Origin of the sequence: Azospirillum sp. A23 (assembly GCF_042938965.1) — a bacterium.
GTDB lineage: Bacteria > Pseudomonadota > Alphaproteobacteria > Azospirillales > Azospirillaceae > Azospirillum > Azospirillum melinis.
Map to the genome: position 1 here is coordinate 1,994,012 of NZ_CP170667.1, position 15,654 is coordinate 2,009,665.

A 15,654-nucleotide genomic window follows, 5' to 3' on the forward strand; every position below is an offset into this window, starting at 1 on the left:
GCCGACGGATGCGCTCTTTTGCATCGGGTCGTCACCGCGCGATACTTTTGCGCGAAGCCCGGACTGCGGTATGGTCGCGCCATGACCGAATCCGCCGCCACGCCGCCCGCCGTCGATCAGTCCGGCCTTGTCCAGTCCGCAGATGCGCAGGCGCCGCTGATGCCGGCACCCGATGCGCTGCGCATCGCGTTTTCCTGCGCCGACACGGACGAGGCGCGGGCCGCCCGCACCCGGCTGGTCCACCGCTACGGCAATGCCATGGCGGACGAAGCCGACGTGATCGTGGCGCTGGGCGGCGACGGCTTCCTGCTGGAAACCCTGCACCGGGCGCTGACCCGCAACCGGGAACGGCCGACTCCGGTCTATGGCATGAACCGCGGATCGGTCGGCTTCCTGCTGAACGCCTACCGCGAGGAGGATCTGGCCGAACGGATTGTGGCGTCCCAGCATGTCCGCCTGCATCCGCTGCGCATGGTGGCGACGCGGGTGAATGGCGAGCGGGTCGAGGCGCTGGGCATCAACGAGGTTTCCCTTCTGCGCGAGACGCGGCAGGCGGCCAAGCTGCGCATCACCATCGACAATGTGATCCGGCTGCCGGAGCTGATCTGCGACGGCGCGCTGGTGGCGACGCCGGCCGGCAGCACCGCCTACAACCTGTCGGCCCACGGCCCCATCGTGCCGCTGAATGCCGGCGTTCTGGCCCTTACCCCGATCAGCGCCTTCCGCCCGCGGCGCTGGCGCGGCGCGCTGCTGCCGCACACCGCCAAGATCACCTTCGACGTGCTGGAGGAAGGCAAGCGCCCGGTCAGCGCCGTCGCCGACTTCACCGAGGTGCGCGAGGTTCTGCGGGTCGAGGTCCAGGAATGCCGCGAAGTCGGCCTGACCCTGCTGTTCGACCCGGAACTGAACTTCGAAGAGCGCATCCTGAAGGAACAGTTCGCGCCCTGACCTCCTCCCTGCGCCCTGCCCTCTACGCCCGCCCCCTATGCTCGCCCCCTATGCTCGTCGGGCGACCCACACCGCGGTCAGGTCGTCGCGCAGCGGCAGGCTGGTGCGGGCATAGAAGCTGTCCATCATCGGCCGCAGCGGGTGCTGGCGGTCGCGGGCCAGCGCGTCGCGGACGAAATCGGGCACGGCGCCCTGCCCCAGCGGGGCATGCTCGTCGCCGCCGCATTCGATCAGGGCATCGCTGTACAGGAACAGGAAGCCGCCGCGCGGCAGGCGATGGCTCTGGTCGACATACTGCGCCCGGCGCGAGGCGCCGAGCACCAGCCCGGCCGAATCGAGCAGACGGATGTCCGGCCCGTTTCCCTTCACGCCGGCCGGCGTTCCCAGCACCGGGTTGGGCGAGCCCGCCGCGGCGAAGGTCAGCGTGTCGATGGCAAGGTCGAGGATGCCGAAAAAGGCGGTGGCGAACTGCCCCGTCGGCAGCACGTCCTTCAGCGCGCCGTTCAGCTGGGTCAGCCATTGCGACGGCGCCATATGCTGCATCGGAAAGCGGTCGATCAGCGTGTGCAGGCGGAAGGTGTTGATCGCCGCGGTGATGCCGTGCCCGGCGAAGTCGATCATCAGCAGCCCCAGCCGGCGGTCGCCCAGCGGATAGAGGCCCCAGAAATCGCCGCCCAACTCCGACGAGGTCTCGAAATGGGCATCCAGCGTCAGGCCGTAGCGGTCCGCCACCTCGGCAAGCTTGCGGGTCTCCGGCAGAAGCGAGGTCTGCATGGCGCGGGCGTGCGACAGCTCGCGCTGAACCCGTTCGCGGAAGGCGGCGAGATCGTTGAACAGCTTGCGCTTTTCCAGCTGGTGGCGGACACGCGCCACGCATTCGCCGGGCTTGATCGGCTTGGAGATGAAATCGCTGCCGCCGGCCTCGAAACAGCGCACCTGCTCCTCGTCGCTGTCCAGCGCGGTCTGGAACAGCACGGGAAGCTGCTCGTGCGTCGCATTGCGGCGCAGCGCCTCGCACATCTCCCAGCCGTTCATCACCGGCATGTCGACGTCCAGCAGGACGAGGTCGGGGCGGAAACGGTCGACCGCAGCCAGCCCTTCCCGGCCATTCTCGGCGAAGGCGATCTCGGCGATACCGGCGCGGCGGATCACCAGGGCGAGCGATTTGCGGTTGAATTCGTTGTCGTCGACGATCAGGACGCGGCAGTCCGACAGCGACAGGGCGGGCGCGGCCATGGACGCTCCGTCAGCGGTCGAACTGCAGGACGGTGCAGCGCCCGCCGTCGGTCACCGTCACCCGCGATGCCAGCGTCCGCATGAAGACGAAGCCGCGGCCCGACCGCGCTTTGTTGCCGGTGGTCGCCGGGGCCAGCGCGGTGTCGAAGCCGCCGCCCTGGTCCACCACCGCGATGGCGATGCAGCGCCCGTTCCAGCGGCAGAAGATGTCCAGCCGCCGCCGCGTCACGGCGGGATCGCCCAGCCGGTCGCGCATCATCTCGCTGAACCGGCGATAGCCGCCCGGCTCCCCCTTCACCGCGCTGGACAGGCCCAGATTGCCGTGGACGATGGCGTTGGCGACGGCCTCGTGCAGGCAAAGCTCCACATTGGACCGGCGCTGCGGATCCAGAACGCCGCGCCGCACCAGCTCGTCGCAGACCAGCACCGGGCATTGCAGGCCATAGGCGGTGCCGGTGGTCAGCGACAGGTAGAATCCCGGAAGCTCGGGATCGTCCGCCGCCGGTGCCCCCGACCAGTCGTCGAGCGGGGCCGCCGCCTCGTCGGCGCCCTCCCCCAGCTCGACCGTCAGAAAGGGGCTCCGGTCGAAGGCGGCGCGCAGATGGTCGCGGTCGGCCCGCTCCATCAGCAGCGTTTCCACCGCCCGCTCCGGCAGCCCCCGCCCGGTTGCCACGGCATCGTCCCGCTGGTCCTGCACCGTCCCGGCGAAGCGCGACGCGACGCGGGCGGCCATGTCGGCGGGCACCCGGTCGCGCAACAGGCTGAAGCCGCGGAGTGCCGGTTCGGCCGGGCTGTCGTGATGAGCGGCGTCCATGCGGCAAACTCCCCTGGGACAAGGACCGGCGGGTCAGGAATCGGCAGGTCAGAACTCGATGGTGATGATCTCGCCCAGCCGCGCCAGTTCGATCGACCGCTTCACGTCACCCAGGGGATGGCGAACGATCATCTTGATGTTGCGGCTCTCGGTCTCCTCCTGGAGGATCAGCAACATCCCGAGCCCGGCGGAGTCGATGAAGTCCAGCTTCGACATGTCGATGACAAAGCGCCGCGCGCGGGACTGCTCGACCAGTTCGACGATGTCTCTGAGCCGGTCATGGTCGGTGAACTCAAGGCGGCCCGTCAGCCATACCTCCGTCGCATCGACTGTGTTGGTCGTCTTGAAATCCATAGATCCTCTCAAGATCCTCTCACCCGGTCCGCAACCCTGGCCGCACCCATGCAAATGCGCGCGAAACCAAGGCCATCCGCCTATGCACAGTAGTGCAAGCACTCGCCCGGCCTCAAGTACCGATACCACAATCGGGCAACGGCTCTCCCCGGGCGCGACACTTTTCCTCCGCTTCCCGTTCCTGGGGCTCAACCCACATGGACGGGGGGCAGACGACGGGGTAGAACGTCCTTGGGAGGGTGCGCGCTCCGCGTGCGGCACCGTCACCCTATCGACGAACCTCCGGAACGGCAAGGCATGACCAGGATCGTTGAGGCATGGCGGCGCATACCGACCGTATCGGCCAAGTTCCTGCTGATCCTGGTGCCCAGCCTCGTGGTCGCGGTTTCGCTGTTCTCGGCCCTGTTCTTCTATGACCGCTACAAGGATTTGCAGGCGGCGTTGCGGGAGAAGGTGGCGACCATCGCCGACATCAACGCGGCGGCGCTGTCCAACAATCTGTGGACCTTCGACGTCCAGGCGATCCGCAACGTCATCCAGGCTATCGGCGCCAACCGGGAGCTTGTCTGCGTCGAGGTGAGCGACGATCTGGCCGACGGGCTGTTCGCCTGGCCGGGGCCGAGCTGTCCCTTGAGCAGCGACGCCAACATCGAACGGCGGCCGGTCCGGGTCCAGAACCTCCAGGTCGGCACCATCACCCTGCATTACAGCCACGACGTCGTCCGCGAACAGCTGCGGCAGGAGGTGGTGAACACCGCGGTGCTGCTTCTGCTGATGCTGGCCGGCACCATCGCGGCGGCGCTGGCGGCGTTGCGGCTGACGGTGGGCCGGCCGCTGGGGCGGCTGATCGCCTCCATCCTCGAATCGGAACGGGGCGGCGGGCACCAGCCGGTGGACTGGCGCGCCGCCGACGAGCTTGGGCGGGTGATCCAGGCCCACAACGCCATGCTCGCCCGACTGGGACAGGAGGAGGCCGCCCTGCGCAAGAGCGAGCAGCGGCTGGCGCTGGCCATCACCGCCACCCGGTCCTCCGTCTGGGATTACGACCTGCACAGCGGGCAATATTGGTGGTCGAAGGAATTCCCCGCCCTGCTCGGCTATGGCCCGAGCGAGCTTCGGATGACAGCGGAGACCTGGTCCTCGCTGCTGCATCCGGACGAGGCGGAGCGGGTGATGCAGGAGTCACGGCGCCGGGTGCGCGACCGCGCCATGGCCTACACCGCCGTCTACCGGATGCGCCGGCGCGACGGCCGGTGGGCCTGGATCGAGGACCGCGCCACCGCCCAGCGCGATCCCGACGGCCGCGCCCGCCGCCTGACCGGAACCATGTCCGACGTCACCGAACGGGTGCGGGCCGAGCTGGATCTGGCCCATGAACGCAACGTGCTGCAGGTCACTCTGGACAACACCGACCAGGGCATCATCAAGGTCGACGGCGACGGGCGGGTGGTGACGGCGAACCGCCGCGCCGCCGAGCTGCTGAACATCCCGCCCGAGGTGCTGGCCGGCAACCCGCGCTTCGCCGACGTGGTGGCGCTCCAGCGCCGCCAGGGCGAGTTCGGCGAGATGGGCGACGACCCCGACCTCTATCTCAGCTACGGCATCGGTGCGGGGGGCAGCGGACGCGGCTCCGACGCCGGTACGGATGGCGGCTTCGCGATGCCGCCCCCGGGCGAGCCGGCGGGGATGATCGACCAGCCCTTCACCTTCAAGCGCCGCCGTCCCGACGGCCGCATCGTCGAGGTCCGCACCAACCCGCTGCCGGAGGGCGGATTCGTCCGCACCCTGACCGACGTGACGGTGGAAGCCCAGTCGGCCGAGGAAATCTTCAATGCGATGCAGGAGCTGGAACGCGCCTATGCCGATTTGAAGGAGACGCAGGCCAATCTGGTCCAGGCCGAAAAGATGGCCTCGCTCGCCCTGCTGGTCGCTGGCGTCGCGCATGAGATCAACACCCCCATCGGTATCGCCTTCGGCTGCGCCACCCATCTGTCGGGCAGGACCGGGATGCTGGCCGAGGGGTTCGAACGCGGGACGATGAAGAAGTCGGAGCTTGCCGCCTATGTCGCCACCGCCAGCGAATCCTCCCGGCTGATAGAACAGAACCTGACCCGCGCAGCCGAACTGATCCAGAGCTTCAAGCGCGTCGCCGTCGACCAGACCAGCGAGGAGCGCCGCCGCTTCGACCTGCTGGCCTATCTGGAGGAGGTGGTGACCTCACTCGGCCCCACCCTGCGCAAGAGCCGCCACCGCGTCGCCATCGCCTGCTCGCCCGGCATCCTGATGGACAGCTTCCCCGGCGCGCTGAGCCAGGTGGTGACCAATCTGGTGATGAACGCGCTGACCCACGCCTTCCCGGCGGACAGCAGGGGGCACATGGTCATCGACGTGGACGAGGTGGCCGAGGGCGAGGTGGAGATCCGTTTCGCCGACGATGGCGTCGGCATCGCCGCGGAAAACCTGCCCAAGGTGTTCGAACCCTTCTTCACCACCCGGCGTGGGTCGGGCGGCAGCGGCCTGGGGCTGCACATCGTGTTCAATCTGGTCACCCAGTCGCTGGGCGGGCGGATCTCGGTTGACAGCGTTCCCGGCGATGGAACTACCTTCACCCTGCGCATTCCGAAGACCGTCATTCCCCCCGGCAGTCCTGCCGACGCCACGCCTTCGCCGACGCCTGTACCGCTGGAGACCGAACCCGCATGAGCACCGGCGCCTACGACGACGACGAAATCCTGTTCGCCGACGAGGAGGCGGACGGCGCCCCGCCCGACCCCGGCGAGGCGGCCACCGGCGCGGAGCCGATCGACCCGGCGGCCCCGCCCTGGGTGATCCTGGTGGTGGACGACGAGTCCGACGTCCATTCGATGACCGGGCTGCTGCTGGCAGATGTCGCCTTCCAGCGGCGGCGGCTGGACCTCGTCAGCTGCTTCACCGCGGCGGACGCCCGCACCGTGCTGGAAAGCCGGCACGACATCGCCGTGATTCTGCTCGACGTGGTGATGGAGGAGGACGATTCCGGCCTGAAACTGGTGCGCTGGATCAGGGACGGGCTGGGCAACCGCGATGTCCGCATCATCCTGCGCACCGGCCAGCCGGGACAGGCGCCGCAGCGCGACGTGATCGTCGATTACGACATCAACGACTACAAGCCGAAGGCCGACCTGTCGGCGGAAAGCCTGTTCACCGCGGTGATCGCGGCGCTGCGCGCCTTCGACCAGATCCAGTCCATCGAAACCCGGGTGGCGGAGCGCACGCGCGAGCTGCGCGAAAGCCGCGAGCAGGCGGAAGAGGCGACCAAGGCCAAGTCCGCCTTCCTCGCCACCATGAGCCACGAGATCCGCACGCCGATGAACGGGGTGCTGGGCATGCTGGGCCTCTTGGAGCGGACCGAGCTGGACGACCACCAGCGCGACACCGTCGGCACCATGCGCGAGTCGGCCAACGCGCTACTGCGGATCATCGACGACATCCTGGACTTCTCGAAGATCGAAGCCGGGAAGATGGATCTGGAACGGGTGGCGCTGTCGGTCCCGGCGCTGGTGGAGGGGGTGGCGGAAACGCTGGCCCCCGCCGCCGGGGCCAAGGGGCTGGCGCTGCTGACCTATGTCGACCCGGCGATCCCGCAGGCATTGCTGGGCGATCCGGTGCGGCTGCGCCAGATCCTGTTCAATCTGGCCGGCAACGCCATCAAGTTCACTGAGACCGGCCGCGTCGTGCTGCGCGCCGAGCTGGAATCGCCCCCGACAGGCACGGAAACGCTGCTGCGCATCGCCGTCTGCGACACCGGCATCGGCATCGCCGAGGCGACTCGCCAGCGCCTATTCCAGCCCTTCACCCAGGCGGAAAGCTCCACCACACGGCGCTTCGGCGGCACCGGGCTGGGGCTGTCGATCAGCCGGCGGCTGGCCGCCCTGATGGGCGGCGAGATCGGGGTGGAGAGCGAGCCCGGCCTCGGCTCCACCTTCTGGCTGCGCCTGCCCCTGGCCAGTACCACCGCGCCGGTTTCGCCGGAAGACGGTCCCGATGCCGTCGATCTGGACGGGCTGACCGTCCTGCTGGGCGTGCCCGACGACACGGAGCGCGGTTTCCTCGCCCGCTATCTGGAGCAGGCCGGCGCCCGCGTGCTGCCCGCCGCCTCCCCGCCCGAACTGGCGGCCCAGGCCCGCATCGCGCGCGAAGCCAGCTGCGCGGTGGGCGTCGTCACCATCGACGAGGCGCTGCATGTCCCGGCAGCCGCCTGCGCGCCGGAGGAGCTTGGCCGTCGCAGCGGCGAGGCCCGGCCACCGGTGGTCCTGCTCTGCCATGAGACGGGTGGGATGCCCGGCCCATCCTCCCACCCCGCGACGCGCGGGGCGGAAGCCGGCACGGTGGTGCTGAGCCGCCCGCTGCGCCGGCTGGTCCTGTTGCGCGCAGTAGCCGTCGCCGCCGGGCGGCTGCATCTCCAGCCGGTCCACCCCCAACCCCACCCGCAATCCTCTGCCCTGCCGTCGCCCACCACCGCCAGGACCGCGGCAGGCCCCGCCGCCGGCGTCCCCAATGTAGAGGATGCGGAAGCCCAGGGGCGCCTGATCCTGGTGGCCGAAGACAACCCGGTGAACCGCAAGGTTCTGCTGATGCAGTTGCAGGCGCTGGGCTATGCCGCGGAGATGGCGCCCGGCGGAGCCGAGGCGCTGGAGGCGCTCGACGCCATGCGGCGGGGCCGGCGGCGTTTCGCCCTGCTGCTGACCGACGTCCAGATGCCGGAGATCGACGGGTTCGAGTTGACCCGCCGGATCCGCGGCGACGAACCGTCGGCTGACCGCCTCCCGATTGTCGCCATCACCGCCAATGCCGCCCCGGCCGACATCGAACGCTACCGCGCCGCCGGCATGGACGACGTGCTGAGCAAGCCGCTGGAACTGTCGCAGTTGGGGGCGACGCTCGCACGCTGGATGCCGCCGGCTCCGGCCGCATTGGATGCGGCGCCGGCACAGCCGCTGCCAGATGCGTTGCCCAAAGCACTGCCGATACCGGTGCCCGAGGCGCAGCCCGGAGAATGGATCGAACTCGCCGGCCTGCGCGCGCTGTGCGGCGGCGATGCGGAGATGCTGGCGGAACTGCTGGGCGATTTCATCGCCATCGGCCATGGGGTGATCGCCGATCTGGACAAGGCTCTCGACATGGGTGACCGCGACCGGATGCGGGCTTGCGCCCACAATCTGAAGGGGTCCTCCCGCAATGCCGGCGCCAGGCCGCTGGCCGAGGCCGCCCGCGTGCTGGAACAGTCGGCCACTGAAGGCGCACCGCTCCCACGGCTCAGGGAGGAGGCCGGCCGGCTGCGCGACAGCTTCGCCGCAACCTGTACCGCCATCGAACGGGAACTGGCCCTCGTGGAGCGGTCGACGGCATGAGCGACCCGACGGATTTCCACCCCGACCGGCGGCAAGCCCTCGGCCTGCTGCTGGGGGCCGCCGCCTCTGTCGCCGCCACCGCCCGCGGTGCGCTGGCCCAAGGCGCTCCGGCCCCAAGCGCTCTGGCTCAGAGTGCCCCGGCCGATGTCGGCGTGCCGCGGCTCGGCGAGGAACTGACGCCCTTCGGAGCGGTGCGCGCCGGCAACCGCACGCGGGCGATCCCGCCCTGGACCGGCGGGCTGACCGCGGCGCCGCGCGGCTATGTGCCGGACCGCCCCTCGCCCGATCCGTATATCGAGGACGTGCGCTGGTTCACCGTCGGCGTAGCCGATGTGGAGCGCTACAAGGTCCGGCTGACCGCCGGGCAGCAGGCCCTGCTGGAAAAGTTTCCGGACAGCTTCGAACTGGCGCTGTTTCCCAGCCGCCGCAGCGCCGCGGCACCGCAGCGCATCTACGACGCCTCGCTCGCCAACGCCGACCGCGCCAGGCTGGGCGAGAACGGGCTGGCCCTGCGCGACGCCACGGTGGGGGTGCCCTTCCCGATTCCGGCGAACGGCGTGCAGGCGATGTGGAACCACAAGCTGCGCTGGCGTGGCGGCACTGTGTCACGCACCAGCCTGACGGTGGTGCAGTCCGGCGACGGTACCCGGTCGCTGACCCGGCTGCGCGAGGATTTCGCCTCGCCCTATGCCGCCGGGGATGCCGCCGCCCCGCCCCTGCTCTACCGCCGCACGATCCTGGATCCGAAGGAACAGGCGGGCAGCAGCCTGATCGTCCAGGGAACGCTCGACCCCATCGCCGCCCGCACCCGCGCCTGGGTTCGGGAGGGGGAGCGCGGGCGCGTCGTTCAGGCGTCCGACTTCGCCTATGACACGCCCGACCCGGTGACCGGCGGGATCTGTACCGCCGACATGCTGGACATGTTCAGCGGCGCGCTCGACCGCTTCGACTACACGCTGGTGACGCGGCGCGAGATGTACATGCCGTACAACGCCCACCGGCTGACCAACCCCAGCCTGACGATGCGGGACATCCTGTGGCCGCACCATCCCAACCCGCAGTTCCTACGCTATGAGATGCACCGGGTCTGGGTGGTCGACGCCCGGCTGAAGCCGAACTTCAAGCACTCGCTGCCCGACCGCACCTTTTACCTGGACGAGGACAGCTGGCAGATCCTGGCGTCGGAGCATTACAACGGCAAGGGGGAGCTTCTGCGCTACGCCGAAGCGCACCCGTTGCCGGACTGGCAGGCGCCGGCCCTGGTCCCGACGATGGAATTCGCCTTCGACCTGACGGCCGACCGCTACACCGCCCGCGGCGTGGAGAACGGCCTGCCCCCACCGCGCTACGACTCCCCGCTGAAGCCGGAGGACTTCACCCCCGACGCGCTGGTCCGCCGCGGACGGCGGGGGTAGCCGGGACGGGGGTGAAGCGGCGGCGGGTCGTCACATCGATCCGGTCTGCCGCACGTCGTGAACCTCGGCCGGCCGGATGGCGTGGCGGCCCAGGACCTCCAGCGCGATGCGTTCGCGGGCGGCATCGCCGACATTGACCCACAGCAGGATGCCACCCTTGTCGAGGTGTTGCAGCATCGGCTCGTTGCGCTTGTCGGTGATCCATTGCGACAGGAAGGATCCCGCCGCCCCGCTGCCGACACCCGCCGCGGCGGCAGCGGCGGCTGCGGCCAGAGCGGTGCCGCCGGTGGCGAGCACGGCACCGGTGGCGATGATGGCGCCGACATAGGCGGGGAAGCCGACCGCGGCACCCTGGCCGCTGCCGATATCCTCCGGCGAGATGTAGGCCTGCCGCGGCGCGTCGGGGTCGTGGGCGAGGCTGCCGACGTCGCGCGGCACATCGCCCAGCCGCTCACGGATCGTCTCGTCATTGGCCAGCAGGCTCAACTCATGACGCTGGAAGCCGGCGAGCGTCAGGTCGTCGATGGCGTTTTGCAGGGCATCGCGGCTGTCGAAGACCGCCACGGCCTCGCGCACCGTCGCATCGGTGCTGCCGGCACCGGTGCCGGCGGTTCCGCTGTCTCCCGTCCAGGCACTGGAATCGATCGTGGTCGGGTTCTGGTCGCGGCTCTCGATCATGCCTCCACCCCTTCGTTTGGCAGGAAGTCCGAACAATCCGAATCCAACCGGAAAGCGGAGGCAAGGTTCCACTCGGGGGCGCGAGGCGGATTTCGATCAGGGCCGCGATGCGGGTTTCGATCAAGGCCGCGAGGCGGCCGGTGGAGGCACCGTACCGCGCGGCTCCGGCATGGTTCCCAGGAACCACCACAGGCCCAGCCCGATCAGCACGGCCTTCACCAGCAGGAAAAGCGCGATGTGGCGGGCGAGCGGATTGCGGGCCATGGGTTCAACCTGTCGATGCGGATCTGCCGGCGCAGGGTCTGACGATGAAGGCCGATCTGGCAAAAGCACCGGTGTTCTGGCTAGTATCCGGCACCCATGCTGTCAAGGAAGGATACCCGCCATGAAGCGGCTCCTGCTCGCCACCCTGTTCGCCCCTCTGCTTGCGGCCGGCCTGTCCGTCGGCTCAGCCGCTCCGGCCCTCGCCCAGATCAGCCTGTTCCAGGACACCGGTCTGATGCAGGCGGTCAATGACGGCGACGTCACCAAGACGAAGGGCGCCCTGTTGCGGGGCGAGAACCCCAACCAGGCGGACATCCATGGCAAGACCGCCCTGCTGGCTGCCGTCGACCGCTCCAGCCCGGCCATCGCCGCCCTGCTGCTGGACAGCGGCGCCAACGTGAACCGCGCCGACAAGGCCGGCGTCACCCCGCTGCTGGCCGCTGCGGAGAGCGGCAATCCGGAACTGATCGACCTGCTGCTGAAGAAGGGCGCCAAGGTCGACATGGAGAACCGCGAAGGCATGACCCCGCTGATGGTCGCCGCCCGCAACGGCCGGGCCGACGTGGTGGACCGGCTCCTGAAGGCCGGGGCCAAGGTCGACCGTTCCGACTTCACCGGACGGACCGCGCTGAACTGGGCGCAGGAAAGCCGCAACCCCCGCGTAGGTACGTTGCTGCGCCAAGCCGGCGCCCGCTGACCATCCTCCGCTGATCCTCTGCCCCGGAGACTCCATGTTCGGTTCGGCCTTCGGCGGTCCCGGCCCGCTGCTGCTCCTGCTGCTGGCGCTGGGGATCGACGCGCTGTTCGGCGACTGGCTGGACCGCATCCTGCCCGACCCGGCGGGTCTGGCGCGGCGCTTCTGCAACGCCGCCGATGCCCGGCTGAACCGGGCGGAGCGGGGCAAGTCGGCGCAGGTGTTCCGCGGGGCGCTGGTGGTGCTGGCGCTGGTGCTCATCGCCGCCGCTGCCGGGTTGCTGGTGGAGTGGATCGGCTCCATCGGCCGCGGCTGGATGGTGGAGTTGCTGGCCCTGCTCTGCGGCCTGCGCGGCCGGGCGGCCTGGACCCGCATTCGGGCGGTGCGCCGGGCGCTGGAAAGCGGCGGAGTCGTCGCCGGGCAGGAGGCGATCCAGTCGCTGACCCGCCGCCATGTCTATGGGCTGGACGAGCATGGCATCGCCCGCGCGGCGGTGGAGGCCGCCGCCCGCGCCTTCGACCGCAAGCTGGTGGCGCCGGTCTTCGGCTATGCCCTGCTCGGCGTGCCGGGCCTGTTCGTCTGGACCGCGATGGATGGCGCCGACGCCGCGCTGGGCAGCCCCGGCGTCCGCCATGGCCGCTTCGGATCGACCGCGGCGACGCTGGACGATGCGCTGAACGCCCTGCCCGCCCGTCTGGCCGGTCTGCTGCTGGCCCTGGCCGCCCCCTTCATCGGCACCGCCAAGGCCGGCGGCGCATTGCGCGCTCTCGGCCGCGACGCGCGCAAGCACCCGTCGCTGAACATGGGCTGGCCCATCGCCGCGATGGCCGGCGCGCTGGGGCTGGCACTGGGCGGCCCGCACCGCGACGGCGGCGTGGTCATCACAGAGAACTGGATCGGCGACGGCCGCGCCCGCGTTACCCCTGCCGATATCGGGCGAGCGCTCGCTCTGTCCGCCGTCGCCTCCCTGCTGCTGGTCGGGCTGGTGGCACTGCTGCTGTGGGGCGTGGCCGGGATCTGAGGTGCCGCAGCCCTGCGCCCCGGACACGGCAATGTCCCGTCCTTGTCAGGCCACCGCCCGCGTCCCGTCCATATACTAGTATGGCGAAGCAGGGAAAGCGGGGGCGATGGGTACGGGAGAGAGTGCGCCGGCTGCGGCTGAGGCTGCGCCGGCGGAAGCGACTTTGGCGGAACATACTTTGGCCGAGCGGGCCCTGGCGGAACGGCGGTCGGGCCGGGCCGGCATTTTCTGGATGATGCTGACGACGCTGCTGTTCGTCACCCAGGACGCCACCATCCGGGTCTTGACCAAGAGCTATCCGGTGGTGGAGGTCGCCTGGGCGCGTTTCGCCGTGCACATGCTGCTGGTGGGTACGGTCGTCGCGTGGCGCAGCCCGCATCTGATGGTGTCGCACCGGCTGCCGCTGCAACTCGTCCGCTCCTGCCTGCTGCTGGCGACCACGCTGTTCGCCGTGCTGGCCCTGCGCAGCATCCCCTTCGCCGAGGTGCAGGCGATTGCCGCCGCCGTGCCGGTCCTGATCACGGCGCTGTCGGTGCCCTTGCTGGGTGAGAAGGTCGGCTGGCGGCGCTGGGCCGGCGTGCTGGTCGGGATGGCCGGCGCCCTGATCATCGTCGGGCCGGTGGGCGGCACCTTCCAATGGGCGCTGGCCCTGCCGCTGGCCGCGGCTTTCAGCAACGCGCTGTACCAGATCGCCACCCGCAAGCTGCGGGACGCGGATTCGCCGACGACCACCATCTTCTACACTGGCATGGCCGGGACGGTCGCCTGCACGCTGGCCCTGCCCTTCAACTGGGTGACGCCCGACCTGACGGGTGCGGCGCTGATGATCCTGCTGGGGACGCTGGGCGGCATCAGCCATTTCTGCCTGATCCGCGCCTACAGCGCCGCCCCGGCCGCCACCGTGGCGCCCTTCGGCTACACCACGCTGGTGTGGGCGGCGGTCTATTCGCTGATGCTGTTCGGCGAGGAGTTGCGCCTGTCGACGATCCTCGGCACCGCCATCATCGTCGGCAGCGGCGTCTACATCTTCTATCGCGAACAGATGCGGTCGCGGCAGTCCTCGTAAACCGTTGGGCCGGCAGCCTTCAGGCGGCCTGCGGCCCGACATCCTCCACCATGTAGAACGGTCCCCGCCGGTCGCGCTCGACCCGCAGGATAAAGCGGCTGATCCCGCCGGCCTTGATGGTCCAGAGATCGCCAGCCCCATCCAGCGGACGAAGCTCCAGCTCGTCCGGCACCGGCGCCTCGCCCAGCCGTTTCAGGATGCGGTCGGCCCGGGTGCGGTCGATGCCGGGAAGGCTCTCGGCGGCGCGGGCGTCGAAGCGGTCGCTCTTCACATAGCGGGTGCCGGCACCCTGGATCGGGCTGGACGGCCGGCCGGGCTGCATCCGCGCCCGCGCCGCCATCAGCCGCCAGCGGGCAGTGCCGCAGGCATGGATCGCGGCGGCGTGGACGGCGGCCACCCGCTCGATCAGCCCGGGGAACAGCGGCATCAGCTCGCGGCGCTTGTAGGCCACGCGGCTCATCAGCTCATGAATCGAGCGCTCGCTCGCCGCGGCGGCATCCGGCAACTCCACCGTCTCCGCCGCCAGCAGGGCCGGGATGGCGTCGAGCGCCGCCCTCGCCACCAGCTCCTCGATACCGGCCAGCGCCGCCGCCCCCGCCGCAGCGGTGCGCGCGATGGCATCGGCGACCACCGGCCGGGCACGGTCGAGCGCCTCCGTCCTCGGCACCTCGTCGGACAGGGCGGACAGCCAGCCGGCGTCAAACAGGGCGTCGTCGGGAAAAGAAAGAAAGGCGCTCAATCGCTCGAAACCCGGTCGGTGACGCTCAGCCGTCCGCGCGCATGCGGGCGACGATCGCCACCAGTACCTCTTCGGCCCGGTCGTTGTCGACCTGACAGGTGCCGGCCGCCTGATGACCGCCGCCGCCATATTGGAGCATCAGCGGGCCGATGTCCGTCTTCGAACTGCGGTCCAGGATCGACTTGCCGCAGGCCAGCACGGTGTTCTGCTGCTTCAGGCCCCACAGGACATGGATCGACACGTTGGTGTCGGGGAACAGCGCGTAGATCATGAAGCGGTTGCCGGCATAGATCGTCTCCTCCTTGCGGAGGTCGAGCACGACGACGTTGCCGTGCACGGTGGCGCAGCGCTTCAACTGGTCGACGAACAGCTCGGCATGCTGGGTGTAAAGCTCCACCCGCTCCTTCACGTCGGGCAAATCCAGGATCTGCTCGATGGTATGGCTGCGGCAGTAGTCGATCAGATCCATCATCAGCTGGTAGTTCGACACCCGGAACTCGCGGAAGCGGCCCAGGCCGGTCCGCGCGTCCATGATGAAGTTCAGCAGGGTCCAGCCGGTCGGGTTCAGGATGTCCTCGCGCTGGTACTGCGCCGAGTCGGCCTGATCGACCGCTTCCATCATCTCGTCGGAGATGGTGGGAAAACGCTCCTTCCCGCCATAGTAATCATAGACGACGCGGGCGGCCGACGGCGCCTTGGGGTCGATGATGTGGTTGGGCTTCTCGCCGACGCGCATGGTTTCCGACAGGTGATGGTCGAACACCAGATGGGCGCCGTCGACGTAAGGCAGGTTGGTGGTGATGTCGCGGTCGGTGATCTCGATCTTGCCGTCCTGCATGTCCTTGGGATGGACGAACTTGATCTCGTCGAGGATGCCCAGCTCCTTCAACAGGACGGCGCAGACGAGCCCATCGAAATCGGAGCGGGTGACAAGGCGGTACTTCGCGGCGTCGGACATGCAAAAATCCCCTGGCGACCGTCATGATTGAGCGCGTGCCGGAAGGGTAGTCGCCTACCCCTTCGGCGCGCAATCCT

Annotated in this window: 14 protein-coding genes; 7 read left to right on the top strand and 7 right to left on the bottom strand. The window is 69.6% G+C overall.

The features are described from left to right. Positions 1-81 precede the first annotated feature (81 nt). Positions 82-948 (top strand): NAD kinase, encoded by an 867-nt coding sequence (locus ABNQ40_RS26750; protein WP_391347877.1) that lies wholly within the window; start codon positions 82-84, stop codon positions 946-948. Between the two features lie 48 nt (positions 949-996). Here the strand turns inward: ABNQ40_RS26750 and ABNQ40_RS26755 are convergent, their stop codons facing one another. Genes ABNQ40_RS26755 through ABNQ40_RS26765 form a run of 3 tightly spaced genes read right to left on the bottom strand, consistent with a single transcriptional unit; the run spans position 997 to position 3,352 of the window. After that, complete coding sequence (locus ABNQ40_RS26755) at positions 997-2,184, bottom strand: PP2C family protein-serine/threonine phosphatase (protein ID WP_109051262.1); 1,188 nt, start codon at positions 2,182-2,184, stop codon at positions 997-999. Between the two features lie 10 nt (positions 2,185-2,194). After that, positions 2,195-2,998 carry an ATP-binding protein gene (locus tag ABNQ40_RS26760; protein WP_109051263.1) on the bottom strand — a complete coding sequence of 268 codons (804 nt, stop codon included), beginning with the start codon at positions 2,996-2,998 and terminating at the stop codon, positions 2,195-2,197. 48 nt (positions 2,999-3,046) lie between these two features. Beyond that, entirely contained in the window at positions 3,047-3,352 is a 306-nt protein-coding gene (locus tag ABNQ40_RS26765; RefSeq protein WP_109051264.1) for an STAS domain-containing protein, read from the bottom strand. A 297-nt stretch (positions 3,353-3,649) separates the two neighbouring features. Here ABNQ40_RS26765 and ABNQ40_RS26770 point away from each other — a divergent pair, with 297 nt between their 5' ends. Genes ABNQ40_RS26770 through ABNQ40_RS26780 form a run of 3 tightly spaced genes read left to right on the top strand, consistent with a single transcriptional unit; the run spans position 3,650 to position 10,157 of the window. Next, entirely contained in the window at positions 3,650-6,055 is a 2,406-nt protein-coding gene (locus ABNQ40_RS26770) for an ATP-binding protein (RefSeq protein ID WP_109051265.1), read from the top strand. Continuing rightward, a complete protein-coding gene (locus ABNQ40_RS26775; RefSeq protein WP_109051266.1) occupies positions 6,052-8,742 on the top strand; it encodes an ATP-binding protein in 2,691 nt (896 codons plus the stop codon). Before ABNQ40_RS26770 ends, ABNQ40_RS26775 begins: the two co-directional genes overlap by 4 nt. Next, entirely contained in the window at positions 8,739-10,157 is a 1,419-nt protein-coding gene (locus ABNQ40_RS26780; RefSeq protein WP_109051267.1) for a DUF1329 domain-containing protein, read from the top strand. The genes ABNQ40_RS26775 and ABNQ40_RS26780 overlap by 4 nt, the downstream gene beginning before the upstream one ends. 30 nt (positions 10,158-10,187) lie before the next feature. Here the strand turns inward: ABNQ40_RS26780 and ABNQ40_RS26785 are convergent, their stop codons facing one another. Further along, positions 10,188-10,835 carry a hypothetical protein gene (locus tag ABNQ40_RS26785; protein WP_109051268.1) on the bottom strand — a complete coding sequence of 216 codons (648 nt, stop codon included), beginning with the start codon at positions 10,833-10,835 and terminating at the stop codon, positions 10,188-10,190. Positions 10,836-10,955: 120 nt separating this feature from the next. After that, positions 10,956-11,099 (bottom strand): hypothetical protein, encoded by a 144-nt coding sequence (locus ABNQ40_RS26790; RefSeq protein WP_199235401.1) that lies wholly within the window; start codon positions 11,097-11,099, stop codon positions 10,956-10,958. Between the two features lie 121 nt (positions 11,100-11,220). On the opposite strand from ABNQ40_RS26790, the gene ABNQ40_RS26795 reads away from it, so the two are divergent. The 3 genes from ABNQ40_RS26795 (at position 11,221) to ABNQ40_RS26805 (ending at position 13,880) form a co-directional block, all read left to right on the top strand. Continuing rightward, on the top strand, positions 11,221-11,796 hold the full coding sequence (locus ABNQ40_RS26795) for an ankyrin repeat domain-containing protein (protein WP_109051269.1): 576 nt from the start codon (positions 11,221-11,223) through the stop codon (positions 11,794-11,796). Positions 11,797-11,830: 34 nt separating this feature from the next. After that, positions 11,831-12,814, top strand: coding sequence for a cobalamin biosynthesis protein (locus ABNQ40_RS26800; protein WP_109051270.1), 984 nt, complete (start codon positions 11,831-11,833; stop codon positions 12,812-12,814). A 178-nt stretch (positions 12,815-12,992) separates the two neighbouring features. Then, entirely contained in the window at positions 12,993-13,880 is an 888-nt protein-coding gene (locus tag ABNQ40_RS26805) for a DMT family transporter (RefSeq protein ID WP_247879965.1), read from the top strand. Between the two features lie 19 nt (positions 13,881-13,899). Here the strand turns inward: ABNQ40_RS26805 and ABNQ40_RS26810 are convergent, their stop codons facing one another. Together ABNQ40_RS26810 and ABNQ40_RS26815 are read right to left on the bottom strand one after the other, a co-directional pair. Then, on the bottom strand, positions 13,900-14,619 hold the full coding sequence (locus ABNQ40_RS26810) for a hypothetical protein (protein WP_109051272.1): 720 nt from the start codon (positions 14,617-14,619) through the stop codon (positions 13,900-13,902). A gap of 25 nt (positions 14,620-14,644) precedes the next feature. Continuing rightward, on the bottom strand, positions 14,645-15,577 hold the full coding sequence (locus ABNQ40_RS26815; protein WP_109051273.1) for an exopolyphosphatase: 933 nt from the start codon (positions 15,575-15,577) through the stop codon (positions 14,645-14,647). Positions 15,578-15,654 lie beyond the last annotated feature (77 nt).

Excerpts from the sequence above, each read along its gene's own strand:
- ABNQ40_RS26750 (WP_391347877.1), top strand. The coding sequence starts at position 82 with ATGACCGAATCCGCCGCCACGCCGCCCGCCGTCGATCAGTCCGGCCTT.
- ABNQ40_RS26755 (WP_109051262.1), bottom strand. The coding sequence starts at position 2,184 with ATGGCCGCGCCCGCCCTGTCGCTGTCGGACTGCCGCGTCCTGATCGTC.
- ABNQ40_RS26760 (WP_109051263.1), bottom strand. The coding sequence starts at position 2,998 with ATGGACGCCGCTCATCACGACAGCCCGGCCGAACCGGCACTCCGCGGC.
- ABNQ40_RS26765 (WP_109051264.1), bottom strand. The coding sequence starts at position 3,352 with ATGGATTTCAAGACGACCAACACAGTCGATGCGACGGAGGTATGGCTG.
- ABNQ40_RS26770 (WP_109051265.1), top strand. The coding sequence starts at position 3,650 with ATGACCAGGATCGTTGAGGCATGGCGGCGCATACCGACCGTATCGGCC.
- ABNQ40_RS26775 (WP_109051266.1), top strand. The coding sequence starts at position 6,052 with ATGAGCACCGGCGCCTACGACGACGACGAAATCCTGTTCGCCGACGAG.
- ABNQ40_RS26780 (WP_109051267.1), top strand. The coding sequence starts at position 8,739 with ATGAGCGACCCGACGGATTTCCACCCCGACCGGCGGCAAGCCCTCGGC.
- ABNQ40_RS26785 (WP_109051268.1), bottom strand. The coding sequence starts at position 10,835 with ATGATCGAGAGCCGCGACCAGAACCCGACCACGATCGATTCCAGTGCC.
- ABNQ40_RS26790 (WP_199235401.1), bottom strand. The coding sequence starts at position 11,099 with ATGGCCCGCAATCCGCTCGCCCGCCACATCGCGCTTTTCCTGCTGGTG.
- ABNQ40_RS26795 (WP_109051269.1), top strand. The coding sequence starts at position 11,221 with ATGAAGCGGCTCCTGCTCGCCACCCTGTTCGCCCCTCTGCTTGCGGCC.
- ABNQ40_RS26800 (WP_109051270.1), top strand. The coding sequence starts at position 11,831 with ATGTTCGGTTCGGCCTTCGGCGGTCCCGGCCCGCTGCTGCTCCTGCTG.
- ABNQ40_RS26815 (WP_109051273.1), bottom strand. The coding sequence starts at position 15,577 with ATGTCCGACGCCGCGAAGTACCGCCTTGTCACCCGCTCCGATTTCGAT.